Raw genomic sequence first — 19,570 nt, 5'->3', positions numbered from 1 at the left:
TTTTCCCTCACTTGTTTTCATTTTTTTTGGCTATTTTTTTGATTGTGAACTGAGAATCAGGCAGCTCTCCTGCGGCAATACTGGCGGCAATCAGGGTGACTCGCTTAAATTCAGGATTGCGTTTCTCAATTCTTCGAATGACAAACTGACTTTCAGGGGAACACTCGGCACCTAGTGCGGCGGCTATCAGACTGACTAACGGATAATCTTCTGCAGGCGCCGGCTGATAGCCCGACACTTCTTGCCAATCAGACGCGGGTGGGTCCGCTATCATTTCCCTTGGCTTCAGAGGAGGACTGACAGGCGCATCTGGTTCATCATGCGTTTTTTTGAACAATCTTTTAATAAGATTCATGGGTTTCTCCTTTCTCAATGATTCGTTCCCTTTCATTATAGAAACTCCCGTTCAATCAGCGAGATTTATTTCGGCTGAAAATTGTTTTTTCAGTGTTCCTTTTTTGAGAAAAGAGTGAAAAATCGATATAAACGTTGATTTATCAAGGTTTTTCTTGCGTTAATATTCTGTTAAGAACTTTTTAAACGAAAAATAAGATTTGAAAAGAGAAATTGTTTTTTTGCTGTTCTTTTTTTAAACGGGTCTTTTTTTCTATTTCTTGATTGTTTATTCTTAGACGTGTAAAGCATTCAATAACATTATTTCCTTTAAGAAAAGAAAAATATTCACAAACTAGTGACGCTTGTCGCTAACAAATTACGGGCCTGTAATTTTTTTAAAATGTTTTTTGATAACGCTTACACATTTCGATGCATGAAAGGAAGAAGAAAATGTTCTTAACAATTTTGTCCTATGCCATGATTATTGTCTTCATGTTTGTCATCATGAAGAAAAAAATGTCACCCTTTACATCCTTAGTAATTATCCCATTACTATTTACCCTCGTTGCGATGGTTGCTGGTGTTTCCGAAAAAGGCAACATCGGTGATTTTGTCCTTGAGGGCATCTCGACAACAGCCAACACAGGAATCATGTTGCTGTTTGCGATTTTGTACTTTTCCATTATGTTGGATGCCGGTTTGTTTGATCCAATCACGAAAAAAATGATTTATTTTGCTAAAGGCGATCCGATGAAAGTCTTGATGGCAACGGCAGTCGTTGCCGCTGCGGTCTCTTTGAACGGTGATGGAACGACCACTACCTTGATTTGTTGTTCTGCGTTTATTCCCATCTACAAGAAGCTGAATATGAAAATGATGAACCTTGGTGTCTTGATCATTTTGCAAAACACCATCATGAACTTATTGCCATGGGGCGGACCGACTGCCCGAGCAATGGCCGTGCTGGAAGTTGATGCGGATATTCTTTCTTATTTGTTGCCAGGAATGATTTTGTCTCTGTTATATGTGATTTTCTTCGTGGCTCGCAGAATGGGGATCCAAGAACGGAAACGTTTAGGGGTTACGGAACTGACGAACGATGAGATATTAGAAATGACGACTGTGACTGATCCTGATACATTAGCGATCCGTCGTCCGAAAAACTTTGTCTTCAATGGTATCTTAACGATCGTCTTGATTGGCTGGTTAGTAGCAAGCTCCTTTATTTCTAGTATCGCTTTACCACCAATCTTGTTATTCCTTGTAGGTACTTGTATCGCATTGATGGTCAACTACCCAATTTTGAAAGATCAATCGTCACGGATCGGTGCCAACGGCGGCGATGCTGTTCAAGTAGTAATTTTAGTTTTTGCAGCAGGCGTCTTCATGGGCTTGTTCCAAGGCTCTGGGATGGCTACTGCCTTAGCGAATAGTTTCACGCAAATCATTCCTAAACAATTGGCTGGTTTCTGGGGCATAGTTATCGCCCTGATCTCTGCACCTGGGACTTTCTTTATTTCCAATGATGGGTTTTACTTTGGGGTTCTACCGGTCTTAGCAGAAGCGGGTCGTTCGTATGGCTTCACCAATATGCAGATGGCCTTGGCGTCCTTAATGGGCCAAGCGTTCCACTTGTTAAGTCCATTGGTTGCCTTCATCTACTTGCTATTGCGCTTGACTGGCTTAGATATGGGGCAATGGCAAAAAGAAGCGGCGAAATACGCACTGGGGATTTTCGTGATCTTTGTCGTTACGATCGTACTATTAGGTCATATGCCGTTTTATATTCCACAGTAACTTCATAAAGAAACTATCGAGCAGGCTGCCATTTTGCTCGGTAGTTTTCCTTGTTTATCGATATATCTATTTTTTCCCAAAAATCTCATTTGTTTTTAGTATGATAGGAGTAAATCATGAATCCAATTATTGATGCAGTAAATAAAAATCTGGATCTGACCAAAAATAAACCATTAAAAGATTTGATCTATGAAGCGTTCAAAAAAACCATCATTTTAGGAGACATTCCCGCAGGCTCTCGCATCAATGAGAAAGAATTTTCCGATACGTTAAACATCAGCCGGACCCCAATTCGTTACGCCATGACTCAGCTGGTGGCTGAAAAACTGGTGGAACACGTACCAAAAATCGGCATCGTCGTAAAAGGGATCAGTATCAAAGATGCTTATGAGATTTACGATATCCGCAAATCATTGGATACATTGGCGACTATCAAAGCAATGGCCTTGATGAGTGAGGAAGATTTCCGGGAGATGCGCTGCTTGTTAGAACATGGCGAACAGCTGAATCGTGAGGATGATGTGGATGGGGTCTTGAAAAACTTTTCTGACTTCAATGCGTTTATTTACGAAAAAAGCCAGATGCTGCGGTTAAAAAGTATCGTGCTGGATCTGCAAGCGTACCTCGTGTATTTTCGTGACATTGCGATTCGCTCTTCTAGAAGAAGGGATGCGGCATTGGCGGAACATTGGCTGATTTATCGCGGCATGAGAACCAATGACACGGAACAGATCACGTTGTTGACCCATGAACATTTGGATCACTCCCTGCAATTTATTCTTGCTGAAATGGAGCGAAGAAAAATTGACTGATTCCCGTCTTTTTATCGCCAGCAGCTATGCAGTCAATGCGCTGCATTATGAGGTAGCGTTAGCACCCAAGCCTGGTTTAGTAGATCCTTGCTCCTCTGGTGCGCATCAGGACATGAATGTGTTTACCTTTATCAACAGTATCACTTGTTTGGCGCCTTTTTTTCAGCGCTATAGCCAAGCTGGCTTTGCCCATACAGGCGCCCTGATCCAGCTGTTTGACCAGTTACGTGGGATCGGTCAAGAAGCAGAAGAAGCGATGCTTCAGGCAACCAAAGGCATCAATACCCACAAAGGGGCGAACTTTTCCTTTGCAGTTTTGTTGGGGGCGACAGGAGTCTATTATCAACAGCATGACAAGGCTGTGCTGACGGCTGAAGATACTAATCAGATCCTGCAGCTTGCCGCCAACATCTGCCAGCATTTGGTCAAGCAAGACCTGCAGCAAATCACCCACAAAGACCAGTTGTCTTACGGAGAAAAAAATTATTTGACCTACGGCACGATGGGGATTCGTGGAGAAGCCGCAGCTGGTTATCCAACGGTTAAAAAATTGCTGGAGTACTTACGGCAGCAACCACAAAAAACCTCCTTTTCCTTGTTGCGAGGGTTGGTCTATCTAATGAGTGAAACCGAAGACAGCAACCTCGTCCACCGAGGCGGCTACGAGGCGATGAAGACCGTGCAGCAGGAAATGCAAAAAATTCACCAAGCCAATCTGTCGGATACAGACTTGCTTCGTGAATTAACGACCTATGATCAATTGTTGATCGCACGCCATTTGAGTCCTGGCGGGTCGGCGGATCTTTTAGCCTTGGCCCTTTATTTCTTGCAGCTAGAAGGCGTCTCCTTCTGGTAAAAAGGTATAGCCGATCCCCCAAACGGTTTTCAAAAAACGGGCTTGCTTCGGATCATCTTCAATTTTGTTTCGCAGATGATTGATAAAAACCATCACGGTATTGGCATCGAATTGGCCATCTTGCCAAACATTGCTGTAAATCTGTTCTTTCGAGAACACTTGATCCGGATTTTCCATGAAAAAGCGCATCAGCATGATTTCTTTTGAAGACAACTTGATGGGCTGGTCATTTTTGAAAAACTGATAGCGTTTTTGGTCAAAACGAAACATGCCGCTGCACAGATCCCCTTCCGGTTTGGCGATCCCTTTTTCTCGCAGCACGTTGCGGCGATCAAGAATCGAAACGATTTGTGCTTTTAAGAGTGCTGGTGAAAAAGGCTTCGTAATGTAGTGATCGGCACCGATCTCATAGCCGTTGATCATATCTTTTTCGTCACTTTTACCGCTCAAAAAGACGATCGGCACCGTGGGGTTTTCTTCTCGAATCAGTTGTGCCAAATGATAGCCGTCATTTTCATGCTCCAAACTGATATCCAGTAAAAAAAGATCAAAGCTGACACGAGAATTGATCGCAATCGTTTTTTCAACGGAATCAGTCTGGTAGATCAAAATGCCCGTCGATTGTAAAGATTTCCAAATCAGCCGCCGAATAGCAGGGTCATCATCAACGATTAAAATTTTTTCATCTCGCAAAATATCCGCCTCCTGTATCAATAGTATTATAGTAAATATGAAAGGGGTTTACAATGAAACCGCCATCAAAGTTTTGGCTGTATTTAAGCGTGGTCGCTACCTTATTCATTACATTGATTGGACTTATTTTTACCTTTACAAGTTATAAAAGCGCACAAAGACAAGCTGAAACCGTCGGGTTGCGGCAGTTAGAAACGGTCAACCAAGCGGCGATCAAGCTGATCAGCCGTAGTATCGAATCGTACCACATGGCTCTTGCCAATTATGCCGATGACCACCTTGAAGGCGCCGCCTTGGCTGATTTGCAGCGTCCCTTAACGTTACCAGTGATCAATTCCGCGAACAATGCCATGGTCGGATTGTTTTTGATCGACCAACAAGGTCAGGTCATCGCCCAAAATACCGCAACGGCGGTCAATAAACCAGAAGACCCGCCGGTGCAAGAATTGTTATTCAAAGATCCATCCTTAGACAAAGTATTGGCGGGTCGGCAGGTACAAAATGGGCAAGTCTATTTCGATGGTAAAGAGGCCTATTTAAATGTGTATCAGTCCCTAACCCTTGACGACAAAGAAGCGGTTCTTGTGATGCCTTTGAATCTGCAGCGCATGTATCATCATGAATTTACCACCGATCGCAATGTCTCCGGCTATACGATGGTCAAAAACGCCGATATGCGGATCGTTATGCACCCATCGGACGAACAAATTGGTTTTTCCATCGTTGAGAGCCGCAAAAAAGAATTTCCAGAGCTGGATTTCACCGATCTTGAGCGCTTGGAGCAAGAACAAATCGACAATGAAGAAGGCACCTCCGTCTATTATTCTTATTGGTGGAACGAAGAAACACTGCAAAAAGTGCTGAAATTGGCTGCTTATCAATGGATCACCATCGGCGACAGTCGGCTGATCGTCGCCAGCAATGCCGATTTTTTGGAGCAAAGCGGTCTCTTTTTACAAGACAACTTGATTTTGATTGGCCTACTGGGTTTGTTGTTTGTCATTATGATTTTATTGACCGTCCTGATCAAAAACTACATGAAACGCAATCAAGCCTATGTCGAAAACCAAGCACTGAAAGAACGACAACGGCTGTTAAAAGAAAAGCACGAAATCGAAAAAAACATTTTGCAAGAATCAAAACTGGAAACCATTGGCTTGCTAACGACCTCAATCGTCCATGACCTAAACAACTTTTTGACGCCTATGATTGGTCATCTGCAATTGCTGATCGAGGAAAACCAACACGATGAAGTCTTAGTGGAGGACTTGCAAGAAGTCTGCAAAGCGGCGGAAAAAGGCAAAGAGTTATCCAGCAATGTGCTACGTTTTTCGAAACTCGAAAGTGCCGATAAAACTGTGCAGTCGATCGCTACTACCTTGACAGAAGCCATCGATACTATGCGCGCACTGTTGCCAAAAGCCTTTTCCCTTACGTATGATATCCAAGAAGTAGGATATGCCGTCTACGAGAAGATCGATCTGCAAGTCATTATTTACAATTTGTTGATGAATGTGTACCAAGCAAATGCCGATTGCAGCATTCGATTGAGTCACACTTCGACAGAGAGCGCCACCTTTCCGTTTCGTAAGAAAGCTTTCTCCGCACAACAGGAGTTTGCTTTGATCGAAATCGTCGACAACGGTCCCGGCATACCAGAAGCAATCCAAGAAAAAATCTTTACCCGCTTTTTCACGACCAAGAGTGCCACTGGCGGTACTGGTCTAGGACTCTTCACTGTCTCTTCAATCGTGGAAAAAAACGACTGGTTGATCGATGTTACAAGTACGCCTAAAGGAACCACCTTTTATATTGGTATTCCTCTAACTGATCCCGAAAAAGCCACTGAACCCAACTGATCCGACGGGCTAGTTTCAGTGGTCTTTTTCTTGGGCATGCTGGAAGGCATTGATTTTTTGCAGGACTAGCAAGACCAGTACCAAGACAAAAATCGCTAGAGCAAAAAATAGGGCATCGTTCGCCATGCCTTGCGTTAACAATAGCTCGCGCAAAATCGCAGTAATACTGATCAAAATCAAGTAACGGACGGGAATATGGTGTCCGTCCTTCATATACCGCAGCAACATCAAAATGATTTCTAACAAAATGAATAACGTGGCAATTTCTTCAATCAAAAAGGACAGGTGGGGCGCTTCACTTAAAGGAAAGAGCGTCGTGCTGATCATAAAAATCGCTTTTCCCATAAAAATCAAGACGACAACGACTAAGATCGCTAACATGCTATCAATACAGATACTGATCACTCGCTCGAACATCCGGTTCAATTTTTCCATTTGTCACTCCATTTCTGCTTTTTCTTTTATTATACAAAAGAAGGCGCAGGACAAAGGGAAAAGAACAGTGAAAGAACAATCGCGGCAATATCTTTTTGACCGCGAACTTAACGGTCATTCTATGAGCGGGACCTTTGTGGCAGCTTTGAATAGCAGAAAGTAGCGAGGAAAATATAGTATCTTTTTCCGATAAAATTAGAAAAAGATGAGAATTGATAGTTAAAATATACACAAATTATTACGAGACACTTAGTTTCTTTTTTTGTTACAATGGTTAAATAAAATAGAACGCTGTTGAAACGTTGCTTAAACAATGTTTTTATCGCTATCGAATAGAAAAATAGTCCGATCGCAAGATGTTTACCATTGTTAATAAAGTAACAAGTTAAGCGGGGTTCGCAAGAAAAATGCTTCTTTTCTCATCATTTATGACGGGGATCAGTGAGGAGAAAAGGGCAAAAAGAAAAACGGAGGGAAACAAATGAAAAAAAGTGGATGGTCAAAATGGGTGATTGGGGCAGCCTCATTATTGTTGCTTAGTGCATGTGGTGCCGATGGCGGAACAAAAGCCAGCAGCAGTGCGGCAAGCTCTTCTTCAGAAAGTGAAGTCACTTCAGGTGCTTCCCAACAAGAGTATACCGATCCAGCAGAGTTAAAAGATCAATATGATATCGTCATCGTTGGTGCTGGCGGTGCAGGGATGGCAGCAGCCTTGTCGGCTAAAGATGCTGGAATGAATCCAGTCATTTTAGAAAAAATGCCGATCGCAGGCGGAAATACCTTGAAATCTTCTGGCGGAATGAACGCATCAGAAACCAAATTCCAAGAAGCCCAAGGCATTGAAGATTCGAATGAACAATTTTTTGAAGATACCCTTAAAGGTGGTAAAGGAACCAACGATCAAGCATTGCTACATTATTTAGTAGACAACTCTGCTTCAGCGATTGATTGGTTGGATTCAATGGGGATCACTTTAGACAATATCAGTTACAGCGGCGGTGCCAGTGTAAAACGGATCCATCGTCCTCACGACGGTTCAGCAGTCGGTACGTATTTGGTGGATGGCCTGTTGAGAAACATTCATGAGCAAGAAATTCCTTTATTTGTAAATGCTGATGTGACAAAAATCAATGAAACAGACGGCAAAGTCACTGGCGTCAACGTGAAAATCAATGGCGAAGAAAAAGAAATCGCTGGTGATGCAGTGGTTGTTACTACTGGTGGTTTTGGCTCCAACAAAGAACTGATCGAAAAATATCGTCCAGATCTGAAAGGCTATGTCAGCACGACTTCTGAAGGAAGTACAGGCGATGGTATCAAGATGATCGAAGAATTAGGCGGCGCAACGGTTGATATGGATCAAATCCAAGTCCATCCAACAGTGGTTCAAGATACAGGTATGTTGATCAGTGAAACCGTTCGTGGAGAAGGCGCCATTTTGGTGAACCAACAAGGAGAACGTTTCTACAATGAATTAGAAACCCGCGACAATGTTTCAGCTGCCATCACAGATCTGCCAGAAAGCTATGCCTACTTGATTTTTGACAATGCGTTAGCAAGTAGAGCCAAACAAGTCGATTACTACAAAGAACAAGGTGTAGTGGTAGAAGCTGACACCATCGAAGCGTTAGCTGAAAAAATCGATGTCGATCCAGCAACCTTGAAGAAAACTTTAGATACATGGAACCAAGCAGTGGCAGACAAAGCCGACAAAGATTTTGGTCGTGAAACGGCGATGGACTATGATTTGACGGAAGGGCCATTCTATGCGATTCAAATTGCACCTGGGATCCACCATACAATGGGCGGCGTCAAGATCAATACGAAGACCCAAGTGTTGAAAGAAGATGGCACACCAATCACTGGCTTGTATGCAGCAGGTGAAGTGACCGGCGGTATCCACGGACAAAATCGAATCGGCGGCAATGCTGTAGCCGACATTATGGTCTTTGGTCGCCAAGCAGGCGCGCAATCCTCTGACTATGTGAAAGAAAATGGGAAATAAGCGGCTGTTTTTTCCTAAAAAAGATCGTCTATAAAGAAAGAAACTTGGAACGAATCCTCTTAAGTGATTAGGAGGAGAATCGTTTCAAGTTTTTTTGTATTTCTAACTGAAAGGACGGAAAACTAGTCATTATAATCTTATAATGATTAAGTCGTTTATCATACATATATAAATAAACTATTTATATATGTAGGGTTTGCTTTTCAATGAATCGGAATCAAGGAATAAACGGATAGGATTGGTTTATTCGATGATAAAAAATTTTAGGAGGCAGAGTATGAAAAACGCATTGGTAAAATGGTCGGTCGGGGTGGCAATCTTACTTGGAGGGACCTTGTTCTTCACAGGGAAACAAGTATTTGCTCATGGTTATGTGGAATCACCGGTCAGTCGGGGCTATCAAGGGTCTTTGGATCGCAATACGTTAGGGTGGAGCGCTGCGTTTGAGAAATATGGCAATGTCATTTCAAACCCACAATCATTGGAAACTAAAAAAGGCTTTCCAGAAGCAGGACCAGTAGATGGTCGCATCGCTTCGGCAGATGGTGGACTCGGACAAATCGGGGACTTTGTTCTTGATGAACAAGGAACCAATCGTTGGACCAAACAAGACATCAATCAAGGACCATTGCGGGTCAATTGGCATTATACAGCGCCTCACAAGACCACAAAATGGCATTACTATATCACGAAACCAGGTTGGGATCAAAACGCGCCACTTTCAAGAGATAGCTTGGAATTGATCGCTACTGTGAATCACGATGGTTCGGCTGCCAGCAATAGCCCAAGCCATACCATTACCATTCCAGAAAATCGTCTCGGTTACCATGTCATTTTAGCGGTCTGGGATGTTGCAGATACGCCAAATGCCTTTTATAACGTGATCGACGTCAACGTTTCCGGCTCAACGGTCATTCCCGAAAAACCAGCAGCACCAGCAAATGTCCGCTCAGAACGAGTGACTAGCAGCACGGTGGCTTTAGCATGGAACGGTCAAACCGATGCGAAAGAATACAACGTGTATCGCGATGGTGCCTTAGTGGCAACGACTACTGAGCCAACTTTTACCGACACACAATTAAAAGCCAACACAACCTATAGCTATCAAGTAGAAGCAGTTGGCTTTACTGCGTTAGTTTCAGAAAAAAGTGCTGCAGTGAAAGTGACTACCTCAGCAGACAATCAAGTCGAAACACCTTCGACACCAGGCAACCTGCACCAAATGAGCGTGACAGACAGCAGCGTGTCCTTAATGTGGCAAGCATCGACTCATACAAATGGGATCGCTGGATATGATGTTTACCGCAATGGCGTCAAAATTGCTACGGCCACAGGAACAACCTATGAAGACACGAATCTAGCAGCGGATACAACCTACAATTACCAAATCAAAGCAATCAGCAAAACGGGCGAACAATCCGCTTTCAGTAACCAGCTGAGCGTGAAAACCAATGCCAAAGAAGAAACTGAAACACCTGGAGGCGGGGAGTCAGAATACCGTGTGTGGAAACTAGGTACTTTCTCTGCACCAGAAGTGTATACAAGTGGTGAAATCGTGAGCCATAAAGGCAGCAATTATGTCGTGATTAACACCCACTCAAATTACGGAGACACCACTTGGTCTCCTGATCAAGCACCAACCTTGTTTAAGAAGCTGTAACCCTTGAATGAATCAGGAAAGCAAGAGCAGTGCGGAGGCACTGCTCTTTTTGGCTCTTTTATGAGTGAATGGCTGAATCTTTGTTCGATTCGTGCAACCAATTGGACGAATTCGTTTGAGGAATGCAAAAACAGGTGCTGCTATGCATCATGCGTAGCAGCACCTGTTTTTTGTTTTAGATCAAGAATAGAAGAAACGGATCAAGATTCCACCTAGAATCAGCACGATCGCACCGCATAAACGGTTGGCCATTTGGGCAAAAGCAATCATTTCCATTCTATCAGAGGCAGACAATACAGCGATATTACCTGTTCCCCCCATCGAGTTGTTGATCATACCGGCGCCAATTGCGGTTTCAACGGGATACATCCCTAATACCATCCCGAAGAACCAGCTGGCAGCCCCCATAGATACGACACTGGTTAGGCAAAGCACGACAAATTGCCAAGTAAAGGCAGAGGCCAGTGTTGACAGATCGATCAATGCCAAACCAATCCCCGCCAAAACCGCGTGGGTCAAATTCGTCATTACAACATTGTTGAACATCACCACAGAATCTTCGAGTTTCTTAGGGACAATGTTCAAGGCTTTTAGAATAAAGACAATCACGATCATAAAGGCATACTCGTGAATTTTAGGGAAAAAGTCGCTTAAAATCGCACCAACGACCAACAGTGAGAAGGAAAACAGCATCCCGACCCCGATTTGTTGGGCATCAAGCGTTATTTTTGGTTTTTCTAATTCTTCTTTCGTGGCATTGATCAGTGTACCATGGCCATTGTATTTGGTTTTAGCAAAGGCCTTTGCGATAAATAAAGCACCAATAATGGCAAGAATATTCCCGAAAGTAACTGCTGGCGCTAATTGAGAAAAGATGGCGGCTTGATTGCCGTTTGCCAAGCCATCAGCATAAATTTGTGAAAGTGGGGTGATTCCCGCCCCCATCCCGCCAGACATCATTGGTAGAGACACATACATCACCGAATCAGCAAAGCCATTGCCTAGCAGCATACCGACAAGGCCGACGGAGAAAAAGCCTACTACCATGGTGATCAAAGCAACAGGAATGAATTTCGTAGAAGCCTTCACCAACAAATTGCGGTTCATACCTAAAATCGAGCCGCAAATCAAAGCAGCAATATAGAAATCAAGAAAACCAAAACCGCCCCCCATGAAGTCACTGACCGCGTCAATGACTTTCGTGGGAACGAGATGGAAGGAGGCCAAAAGGGTGGCACCAAGCAGGGTAAAAACTGACCCACCGCCAAGATAAGAATTCATGATCGGGAGTTTTTCCCCAATGAAATACAGCAGGTGTCCTAAGGCAACCAGTAAAATGGTGATCCCGACCATATTTAATGGCAACTTGTCTAAGGCAATCGCACTGAATATGACAACCATGAAAAAGAGATACAAGGGAAGACTAATTCCCGAAATCGTCATCGTTTTTAATTTATTCATTTTTCAGACCTTCCTAGTATGTTGGATACCATTTAAGATTTTGGACAGCTTTTGCCATATCGGTTTCTTGCGCTTGGGCTAGTCCTTGTTCTTTGGCTTTATTGGCAACTGCTTCAGCCACTTTGATAGAAACGTCCGCAACGTATTCAAATGGTGGGAGAACAGGTGCACCGGGTTGGCTCAAATCAACCAAACCACTTAATGAGTGAGCAGCGGCACCAATCATTTCGTCGGTCAAGAGAGAGGCTTCTGAAGCCAACATACCTAACCCTAGACCAGGATAGATCAAGGCGTTGTTTGCTTGACCGATTTGGTAGTCGACCCCTTTGTATTGGATCGTTCCTGAAGGGACACCGGTTGCTACAAAGGCTTTTCCATCAGACCATTCGATTACTTGTTCAGCCGTTGCTTCTAATTTTTTGGTTGGATTCGAGATAGGGAAAATCACTGGACGAGTAGTGTTTTCACACATCGCTTCCACAACTTCTTTGGTAAAGGCACCGGCATTGGTTGAAGTACCGACCAAAATCGTTGGTTTTGCGACTTTAATGACATTGATCAATTGCGTCATATCGCCAGCATTGGCAAAGTCAGCCCGTTTTTTGGCAAATGGTTTTTGTGCAGGAGTCAAATCGGACATATCATCGAACAAAAGCCCTTGTTTGTCAACCATAAAGAAATGATTGTAGGCTTCTTCTTCTGAAAGACCTTCGCTGACCATTTCCGAATGGACTCGACTGGCAATCCCGGCACCAGCGGAACCACCGCCATAACATAAGTAGACTTGATCCGTTAATTTTTCACCTGTAATATCCAGTGCACCGAAGATACCGCCCAGCACAACGATTCCCGTTCCTTGGATGTCATCGTTAAAAGTTGGAATTGTTTGTTTGTATTTGTCCAAAATCGTTGCAGCATTTGAACGGCCAAAGTCTTCCCAATGCAAGTAAAGTTTAGGGAACAATGATTCTGCCGTTTGAACAAATTGATCGATGAATTGGTAGTAGGCATCACCGTAGACACGTTCTTGACGATTGCCTAGATACAAATGATCCTCTAACAATTCTTTACGGTTGGTACCGGCATCGATCACGATTGGTAAAACAGAAGCAGGGTCGATCCCAGCAGCTGCTGTATAAATCATCAATTTACCGACAGAAATATCGACACCTTGGACACCCCAGTCACCAATCCCAAGAATCCCTTCAGCGTCAGTGGCTACGATCAAGCGAATGTCTCGATCGCCAGCGGCATTTTTCAACGTTTCTTCGATATTCTCTGGATGATTGATATCTAAGTACGCTGCATATTGAGGATCCACAAATAGGCGGCTGTAATTTTCAATGGTATCGGCAATCGTTGGATCGTAGACGATCGGATTGAATTCAACGATATGTTGGTTGAACAAATAATAGAACAATGTCCGATTGGTATTAAAGATCTCCATTAAAAAGTGACGTTTTTCAATGTCTGATTCTTTGGTGACATATTGCAAATAGGCTTGTTCTGCTTGTTCTTCGATCGTTTGCACGTGTGGGGGCAATAAACCGATCAACCCTAGTTCTTTTCGTTCTTCTTGTGTAAACGCAGTTCCTTTGTTTAAAAATGGGTTATTTAAAATGTCATGTGCTTTCATTATGTTCCTCCAATGGATATATTTTGAGTACTCGTTCATTTCCATTAGCTACTTTAATCCTCGGACAGAATTATAGTCAACTATCGGTGGTATAATAAAAATTATTTATAACAAAACCGCTGCTAGTTTAAACCGGTTAAGGGAGGAATCAGACGATGAATATACGAGATTTAGAATACTTTAACGCTTTGGCAGATATGCTTTCTTTTACCCAAGTGGCGCATAAATTTGCGGTCAGTCAACCAACCGTCAGCTACGCTGTCAAACGCTTGGAAGAGCATTATGGCTGTGATTTGATCGTGCGAGAAGCCTCACATCGCTCCATCTCATTGACCACGGAAGGGGAAATTTTGAAGGCTCATGCGCAATATATCTTAGATGAATTTGTGACCTTAGACAGAGCCATCGACCATGCCAAAAACAACCGCACCCACATCGGCCTGCCACCGATCATTCGTTCCAAAGTCTTTTCAAAACTCTTAGATGAAAAAGAGATCATCCGCTTTATTTCGAAATTTCACTTGGTATCTGGGGGATCCAATGAATTGCTTTCAAAACTATTGTCAGGAAAAATCGATTTTAGCTTGCTGGGCAGTGTCAATCCCCTCGTCCACCCGAATCTGCAGGTGAAATTATTGCATCAGCAAGAATTCTTTATTTTTGTGTCAAAAGAAAACCCATTAGCTAAGAAAAAGGAAATCTCATTTGTAGAAGCTGCCGAATATCCCTTTATCCTATTGGAAAAAGGCTATACCCACATGCGCGCTTTTCAGAATTTAAGTGAGAAATCAAAGAAGAAGCCGGAAGTCCCCTTTTATTTTTCAGACGTCCAGACGATTGGCCAGCTGGTCAGTTCCAATATCGGCATTACCTTGATGACGGAATTTCCTGTGTTTCAAGAAATGGAAGGCTTAGTGAAAATACCGCTAGTCCCTGAAGATAAGGAAATTTTTTATATTCAATATGCCTATTTAAAGAGTGCGATGTTGAATCAAGAGGTTCAAAAGTTGATTAGGATCTTGGATGAGCTGTCTTGGGAGGAGGAAAGGTGAGGAGTGGGGATTTCTTGAGGTAAGGTCAGAGAAAAATGGTGCAGGTGCGTGTTCTTCGGATGTTGAAATAAAAGGGATCTTTCAATGCGGGACAAGACGAATGGATGGTTCCTTTAACCAATGAAACGAGAAAAAGCTTCCTTTACTTAGACCGCTCTTATCGCATGACAAAACGCTAAAAACCTTGATAACTATCGGTTTATAGCGTGGGTTTCTGGTATAATAGTAGTACAGTAAAGTTTGTGACGGTGGCTATCTTTTGAAAGGTGGTGGTGCTTATGAAAGTAAGTGCTAACTCTTTAGAAAGGAGAAGCCTTTTGTCTGTAGCTGAAGCATTAGGGCTAATGATTAGTTTCGGTTCTTTAATCGCAACGATTATCTTTGGCATCCTAACTGCAGCAAAAAACGACAAAAAAAAGTAACCAGTCACTAAACTTTGGCGAGTTGACTGATTACTAAAATAATATAAAACTTGCCACCGTCTTAAACGGTGCTGTAGGGGAGTTGTTGACGCAACTCCTCTTTACACAGTAATTATAGCAAGATTTCAGTAAGATATCAATCATTGACGCTACAGACGTGCTATTGCACGTCTATTTTTTTGTCCTCCTAAGTGGTGGGAGCAACGATTGGTCGCTTTGGCGTATCACTTGTTTACCAGTTGATCAAGAAAGTGATTTATCGTAGACTACAGTTTTATTCATTAGTCTTAATTATTGTGTTCAGAAACACATAACAAAATCTAAGTTCAGTTATTCAGTCGGTATTAAGTTATGGTAAAATTTACGATGAAATCGATCAGCCTATAAATCAAGAAGATTACCAGAATACTGACCTTTTATTTTCAAGGGATTACTAAAATAGTTAACCTTATCGTGCAAAAGCAAAAAAGATAGATCGAAGAGGCTGGTGGAAAAGTCGAATCTTTAGAAGAGTGGGTCCCTCCCATGAAAAGATGAGGGGCAACAAATAGAAAGACGAATACGGTAGAATAGCATGTTTTCAGGGATGTAACATGATAATTGCGTGCCTGTTTTGTCGAACACAATGTATAATCCTGCTTGTTAGATATTTCACAATTACTATTTGAGAACCCTAGCTATTTATCTGGCGGTGAAAAACAAAGAGTAGGAATTGCTCGAGCACTGATTACTGATCCAAAACTTATTTTGGCAGATGAACCAACTGGTTCACTAGACTCAGAGACAGAATTAATGGTATTAGATATTTTTCAAAGAATTGAATGGAATAATACGAGCTTTGTAATGGTGATACATGATGCTTCCGTAGCAAATATTTGCGATGAGCTATACATGTTAAAAGATAGAAAACCAGAGAATTTTCAAGACTTTAGAAATATCTAAAATAATTTTGAATTCTACTATCAGCCGTAGCAAGAGATATTACCAGCGAATTTTGAAATTGATTTAATTCATAATGGAAGGGGTCAGAAACTTTTAAGTTTCTGACCCTTTCTAAGAATTTTCCTAATATTCATAAACCTAAATTTTAAATGAACAATGATTTGTTTACGAGTTTATGAACACAAAAATAGAGTGATACATATAAATTATAGTATCTAAAAAGAGTGTCCAGAATTCGTCATGAAGTGCTCCCTATAAAGTAGATTTGGAATTTTTGTTTTTTCTTTGTCTACTTTATAGAGAGCATATCAGAGTCATTTTAAGGACACTGTTTTTTATTTATTATGTTAAAGTGAAAATACTTTTCTGCTTAAGCTACTTAGAGGACTTGCCCCTTCGAATTAGAAGTTAATCTTTCCAGTTAATAATTTTTATCTAAATCTTGTTTATATTGAGAGATATTTTTCCCTGTCCACTTTTTAAATGCTCGTGAGAATGAACTAACTTCTGAAAATCCAACTAAATAAGCTATTTCAGAAGTTCTCAAATTCTTATTTTGAAGAAAGTTTAAGCTTAAAACCTTTTGTACTTCTTGGAGTTGCCGATTAAATGTTGTATTTTCAGCTTGTAGGTTTCTCTGCAAGGTTCGTGTACTGATTCCAATTTTTAAAGACACATCTTGTAAAGAAAAATTACCACTGGGAATTACTTGAAATAGTACCTTTTGAATAGTCTCTACAAATGTTTTCGGAGTCGAAGCAGCTACTAATCTATTTTTTAACTCCGGTTCAATAAATTCCCACATAATATTATTTTGTGTGTAAAATGGATACTTTAAATCTTCAAGTTTAAAAATCAATAAATTTTCTCGACTTTTTCTTGGATTGCAATTCAAATACTTTTTAATAGATTCTCCATATTCAAAAGGCCCCTCTATCAGCAAGGGAGTGATTTCTTTTTCACTTCCTCTTCTCAGTAGACTTAATAGAAGTAATTGTTCATTCAATAGCGCAAAACGAGGCAATTCCTGATTTGGGAAGACAAAGGAAAATCGTATTTGTACCGTATTTTCTCTTATCTCCATCCCTATAGTGATTGGCCCGATCAATTTTTTATAGCTTATAAATCGCTTGAAAGCCTCCATTCCATTTTCAGCTGATAACGCGGCATAGATGGGTGGCATGAACATATTTATATTCTCAATCTCACTGAATGCCAAAATTTGTTGATCTGACATGTATTGATTGAATACTTGTAAGAGATCGTAATACTGCTGTTCATTTACCGCCAACTCTTCTCTCCATAACAAATTTGGAATATTTGCTTGTTGAAGTAAATGCTCTAAAGATAAACCTTGACTACTAATAAAATTCTGGAACTGCTTTGTGATTGTTAGTTTCATATAAATTCCTTCTTTTTGATATCAACTCGCATGCATCATGATGTAGTCAAATACTCGGTCTGGTAGAATGGTGTGCAGAAAAACCAATGGTTTAGCACCAAATCCTATGAGATATCTTGTTCTTGGTTTGTTACTATTGATTGCTTTTGAAATTGCTTTTGAAATAACTATCGGATTTGACATCATATTCCCACTATATTGCTTTCTCATTCCCTTAGCTGTCTTTTTCGCTATTTCAGCGTAAGCTCCACTTTTTGCAGATTCCTCTAAATGATCTGCTGCAATAAATCCCCAATCCGTTTTGATTCCTCCTGGTTCAATTAGAACAACATCAATACCGAATTGTTTCACTTCCATTCGTAACGCATCACTAAATCCCTCGAGTGCATATTTAGTTGCATGATACCAAGCGCCCATAAAGCTTGTAAGACGTCCGCCCATTGAAGAAACATTTATAATTCGCCCATAATTCTGAGACCTCATATGAGGCAATACAAGTTGAGTTAGTCTGGCCAATCCGAAAAGATTAACTTCAAATTGTTTTTTTGCCTCTTCAATTGTAACATCTTCTACTGCTCCATATGATCCATAACCAGCATTATTAATCAATACATCGATTTTTCCTTCTTGTTTAAAAATGTAGTGCACCACATTTTGCATAGATTCTTCATTAGTGACATCCATATTTATACTTTTGACTCCTAAATTTTGTAATACCTCCAATTTGTCAGCTCTTCGCCCAGCACCATATACTGTATGTCCTTGGTCAGCTAAAAATTTTGCAGTTTGAAATCCAATCCCACTTGTTGCTCCCGTAATTAAAACAACTTGGTTAGTCATACTATCTCCTCCTCATATATCTTGAATCTAGTATATAAAAAACTTATTAGAAAAAGAATATCATATTACGCCACGATATTTGCTTTAAACGCCAAATAAGAGACCTAGAGCAAGTACTGTAGATCTCTGCCTTTATTAGCCGATTTAATAAAACAGAACATAAAATTAGCGAAATGAAACTTGTGCCATTTAATTCAAAAAAAGGACAAGCAAGTATATTTAGAAATTTAACTATGATCAAAAACTTTTAAGTTTTTGATCCTTTTTTGATTCCTCATTTCATAGCTCTTTTAGCAGCTCAATTAATTAGGTCAGAAAGTATCTCCATTTAAAGGACATCAGAGTATACATTGTTGACCTTTCTTTTAGGTGATGTATAAATCATTCTGGATGGTCGGATATGTTGAGCAAAATTAGTCTTTGAATAGATAGAATATTCATTATTGAACTGCTAAGAAGAGTGTTCAGAAAATGACTAATTTCTGGACACTCTTTTTTAATACTATAATTTATATGTATCACTCTATTTTTGTGTTCATAAACTCGTAACTAAATCATTGTTCAATGAAAATTTAGATTTATGAGTATTAGGATAAATCTTGGAAGGGGTCAGAAACTTAATAGTTTATGACCCTTTTTACGGATAACTTATAAACAGAATTATTTATAAAAGATCTATATTTAAGATATTTTAAATATGGCCAATAAGATGGTCTCAAATATAAGACCTAATGCAAATTTTATTTAAAGGAGACTATAATGAAAACTGCAAGATTAGTTTCAGAAAATTAGGAATGAATTTAAAAATGTTTTCGGTTGTGTTTTTTATCACAATGATGCTCAGCTGAAACATTTATTTAGAAATTTATAGGAGAGTAAATAATGAAAAAGAGAGTTATAACTACTACTTTAGCTGCGGGATTTATTCTAGTGTTTGCAGCGGAAGCTCATGCGGATACAATCAATGGTCATCATGTTACACGTTTAAGTGAAAGCCGAGCAGTTGATGATAAGGGAGATAGATGGTCTAAGGACGGCAATGTCTGGTTCAATGATGAAACAAGAGAATACGGCAAGATCGTCTCCGATTCATTAGAATCAATACAAAGCTCATCATATTACCCTGAACTAAAGGAACCTGACTCAGACAAACCGAACGAATTAGTTCAAATACAAGTGCAAGATGAAGGAACATCGGTACACCAACAAATGTTAACAACAGCAGGTACCACAGAATCTAAATCAAACCAAACAAATGAATCAACAATAGAAAGTCAAACGGGAATGACTGTTGGAGCAACTGTAGAACAACCAACAACAACAGATCCGACCTTAGGAACGACAACGATCACAAAAGAAGCT

At 40.8% G+C, this 19,570-nt stretch carries 17 protein-coding genes; 10 read left to right on the top strand and 7 right to left on the bottom strand.

The annotated features are described in order from the left end of the window. Positions 1–7 precede the first annotated feature (7 nt). Positions 8–391: a hypothetical protein gene (locus A5882_RS03960; protein ID WP_005233076.1), complete on the bottom strand. Its 384-nt coding sequence runs from the start codon at positions 389–391 to the stop codon at positions 8–10. Positions 392–786: 395 nt separating this feature from the next. Here A5882_RS03960 and A5882_RS03955 point away from each other — a divergent pair, with 395 nt between their 5' ends. The 3 genes from A5882_RS03955 to citG all read left to right on the top strand — a co-directional run bounded on the left by A5882_RS03955 (position 787) and on the right by citG (position 3,801). After that, positions 787–2,133, top strand: coding sequence for a CitMHS family transporter (locus A5882_RS03955; protein WP_008381841.1), 1,347 nt, complete (start codon positions 787–789; stop codon positions 2,131–2,133). A gap of 116 nt (positions 2,134–2,249) precedes the next feature. Next, a complete protein-coding gene (locus tag A5882_RS03950) occupies positions 2,250–2,945 on the top strand; it encodes a GntR family transcriptional regulator (RefSeq protein WP_005233081.1) in 696 nt (231 codons plus the stop codon). Continuing rightward, positions 2,938–3,801, top strand: coding sequence for a triphosphoribosyl-dephospho-CoA synthase CitG (citG, locus tag A5882_RS03945; RefSeq protein ID WP_254908458.1), 864 nt, complete (start codon positions 2,938–2,940; stop codon positions 3,799–3,801). The genes A5882_RS03950 and citG overlap by 8 nt, the downstream gene beginning before the upstream one ends. On the opposite strand, the gene A5882_RS03940 is transcribed toward citG, so the two are convergent. Beyond that, on the bottom strand, positions 3,778–4,494 hold the full coding sequence (locus A5882_RS03940; protein ID WP_086372447.1) for a response regulator transcription factor: 717 nt from the start codon (positions 4,492–4,494) through the stop codon (positions 3,778–3,780). The genes citG and A5882_RS03940 overlap by 24 nt on opposite strands. A 53-nt stretch (positions 4,495–4,547) precedes the next feature. On the opposite strand from A5882_RS03940, the gene A5882_RS03935 reads away from it, so the two are divergent. Further along, positions 4,548–6,353, top strand: a complete 1,806-nt coding sequence (locus A5882_RS03935) for a sensor histidine kinase (protein WP_086316671.1) — start codon at positions 4,548–4,550, stop codon at positions 6,351–6,353. Between the two features lie 15 nt (positions 6,354–6,368). Here A5882_RS03935 and A5882_RS03930 read toward each other — a convergent pair whose 3' ends face one another. Next, positions 6,369–6,788 (bottom strand): phosphate-starvation-inducible PsiE family protein, encoded by a 420-nt coding sequence (locus A5882_RS03930; protein ID WP_086316670.1) that lies wholly within the window; start codon positions 6,786–6,788, stop codon positions 6,369–6,371. Positions 6,789–7,269: 481 nt separating this feature from the next. On the opposite strand from A5882_RS03930, the gene A5882_RS03925 reads away from it, so the two are divergent. Continuing rightward, the gene (locus tag A5882_RS03925; RefSeq protein WP_086372446.1) at positions 7,270–8,793 is read left to right on the top strand and encodes a flavocytochrome c; all 1,524 of its coding nucleotides are present in this window, start codon (positions 7,270–7,272) and stop codon (positions 8,791–8,793) included. 277 nt (positions 8,794–9,070) lie between these two features. Further along, the gene (locus A5882_RS03920) at positions 9,071–10,453 is read left to right on the top strand and encodes a lytic polysaccharide monooxygenase (protein WP_176257016.1); all 1,383 of its coding nucleotides are present in this window, start codon (positions 9,071–9,073) and stop codon (positions 10,451–10,453) included. A 180-nt stretch (positions 10,454–10,633) separates the two neighbouring features. On the opposite strand, the gene A5882_RS03910 is transcribed toward A5882_RS03920, so the two are convergent. Together A5882_RS03910 and A5882_RS03905 are read right to left on the bottom strand one after the other, a co-directional pair. Then, on the bottom strand, positions 10,634–11,914 hold the full coding sequence (locus tag A5882_RS03910; RefSeq protein WP_005230514.1) for a 2-hydroxycarboxylate transporter family protein: 1,281 nt from the start codon (positions 11,912–11,914) through the stop codon (positions 10,634–10,636). Positions 11,915–11,927: 13 nt separating this feature from the next. Then, the gene (locus A5882_RS03905; RefSeq protein ID WP_303393760.1) at positions 11,928–13,589 is read right to left on the bottom strand and encodes a malolactic enzyme; all 1,662 of its coding nucleotides are present in this window, start codon (positions 13,587–13,589) and stop codon (positions 11,928–11,930) included. A gap of 116 nt (positions 13,590–13,705) precedes the next feature. Here A5882_RS03905 and A5882_RS03900 point away from each other — a divergent pair, with 116 nt between their 5' ends. The 3 genes from A5882_RS03900 (at position 13,706) to A5882_RS03890 (ending at position 15,966) form a co-directional block, all read left to right on the top strand. Continuing rightward, entirely contained in the window at positions 13,706–14,602 is an 897-nt protein-coding gene (locus tag A5882_RS03900; RefSeq protein WP_086372444.1) for a LysR family transcriptional regulator, read from the top strand. 278 nt (positions 14,603–14,880) lie between these two features. Continuing rightward, a complete protein-coding gene (locus A5882_RS03895; protein ID WP_086298857.1) occupies positions 14,881–15,024 on the top strand; it encodes a putative holin-like toxin in 144 nt (47 codons plus the stop codon). Between the two features lie 639 nt (positions 15,025–15,663). After that, positions 15,664–15,966: an ATP-binding cassette domain-containing protein gene (locus tag A5882_RS03890; protein WP_086372443.1), complete on the top strand. Its 303-nt coding sequence runs from the start codon at positions 15,664–15,666 to the stop codon at positions 15,964–15,966. Positions 15,967–16,387: 421 nt separating this feature from the next. On the opposite strand, the gene A5882_RS03885 is transcribed toward A5882_RS03890, so the two are convergent. Next, the gene (locus A5882_RS03885) at positions 16,388–17,368 is read right to left on the bottom strand and encodes an AraC family transcriptional regulator (RefSeq protein WP_086372442.1); all 981 of its coding nucleotides are present in this window, start codon (positions 17,366–17,368) and stop codon (positions 16,388–16,390) included. Positions 17,369–17,389: 21 nt separating this feature from the next. Continuing rightward, positions 17,390–18,208, bottom strand: coding sequence for an oxidoreductase (locus tag A5882_RS03880; protein WP_086372441.1), 819 nt, complete (start codon positions 18,206–18,208; stop codon positions 17,390–17,392). An 882-nt stretch (positions 18,209–19,090) separates the two neighbouring features. Between A5882_RS03880 and A5882_RS19720 the strand changes: the two genes are divergently transcribed. Beyond that, positions 19,091–19,570: hypothetical protein (locus A5882_RS19720; RefSeq protein ID WP_176462002.1), on the top strand; the 480-nt coding region annotated here is incomplete at its 3' end.

Origin of the sequence: Enterococcus sp. 4E1_DIV0656, assembly GCF_002140695.1 — a bacterium.
Classification (GTDB): Bacteria; Bacillota; Bacilli; order Lactobacillales; family Enterococcaceae; genus Enterococcus_D; species Enterococcus_D entomosocium.
Note: the sequence above shows the minus strand (reverse complement) of the source record. Positions and strands in the feature narration are given on the sequence as shown.

Bases quoted from the DNA above. Each gene is read 5' to 3' on its own strand.
- A5882_RS03880 (WP_086372441.1), bottom strand. From the start codon at position 18,208: ATGACTAACCAAGTTGTTTTAATTACGGGAGCAACAAGTGGGATTGGA.
- A5882_RS03950 (WP_005233081.1), top strand. From the start codon at position 2,250: ATGAATCCAATTATTGATGCAGTAAATAAAAATCTGGATCTGACCAAA.
- A5882_RS03960 (WP_005233076.1), bottom strand. From the start codon at position 391: ATGAAAGGGAACGAATCATTGAGAAAGGAGAAACCCATGAATCTTATT.
- A5882_RS03955 (WP_008381841.1), top strand. From the start codon at position 787: ATGTTCTTAACAATTTTGTCCTATGCCATGATTATTGTCTTCATGTTT.
- A5882_RS03910 (WP_005230514.1), bottom strand. From the start codon at position 11,914: ATGAATAAATTAAAAACGATGACGATTTCGGGAATTAGTCTTCCCTTG.
- A5882_RS03905 (WP_303393760.1), bottom strand. From the start codon at position 13,589: ATGAACGAGTACTCAAAATATATCCATTGGAGGAACATAATGAAAGCA.
- A5882_RS03885 (WP_086372442.1), bottom strand. From the start codon at position 17,368: ATGAAACTAACAATCACAAAGCAGTTCCAGAATTTTATTAGTAGTCAA.
- A5882_RS03920 (WP_176257016.1), top strand. From the start codon at position 9,071: ATGAAAAACGCATTGGTAAAATGGTCGGTCGGGGTGGCAATCTTACTT.
- A5882_RS03935 (WP_086316671.1), top strand. From the start codon at position 4,548: ATGAAACCGCCATCAAAGTTTTGGCTGTATTTAAGCGTGGTCGCTACC.
- A5882_RS03930 (WP_086316670.1), bottom strand. From the start codon at position 6,788: ATGGAAAAATTGAACCGGATGTTCGAGCGAGTGATCAGTATCTGTATT.
- A5882_RS03925 (WP_086372446.1), top strand. From the start codon at position 7,270: ATGAAAAAAAGTGGATGGTCAAAATGGGTGATTGGGGCAGCCTCATTA.
- A5882_RS03900 (WP_086372444.1), top strand. From the start codon at position 13,706: ATGAATATACGAGATTTAGAATACTTTAACGCTTTGGCAGATATGCTT.
- A5882_RS03895 (WP_086298857.1), top strand. From the start codon at position 14,881: ATGAAAGTAAGTGCTAACTCTTTAGAAAGGAGAAGCCTTTTGTCTGTA.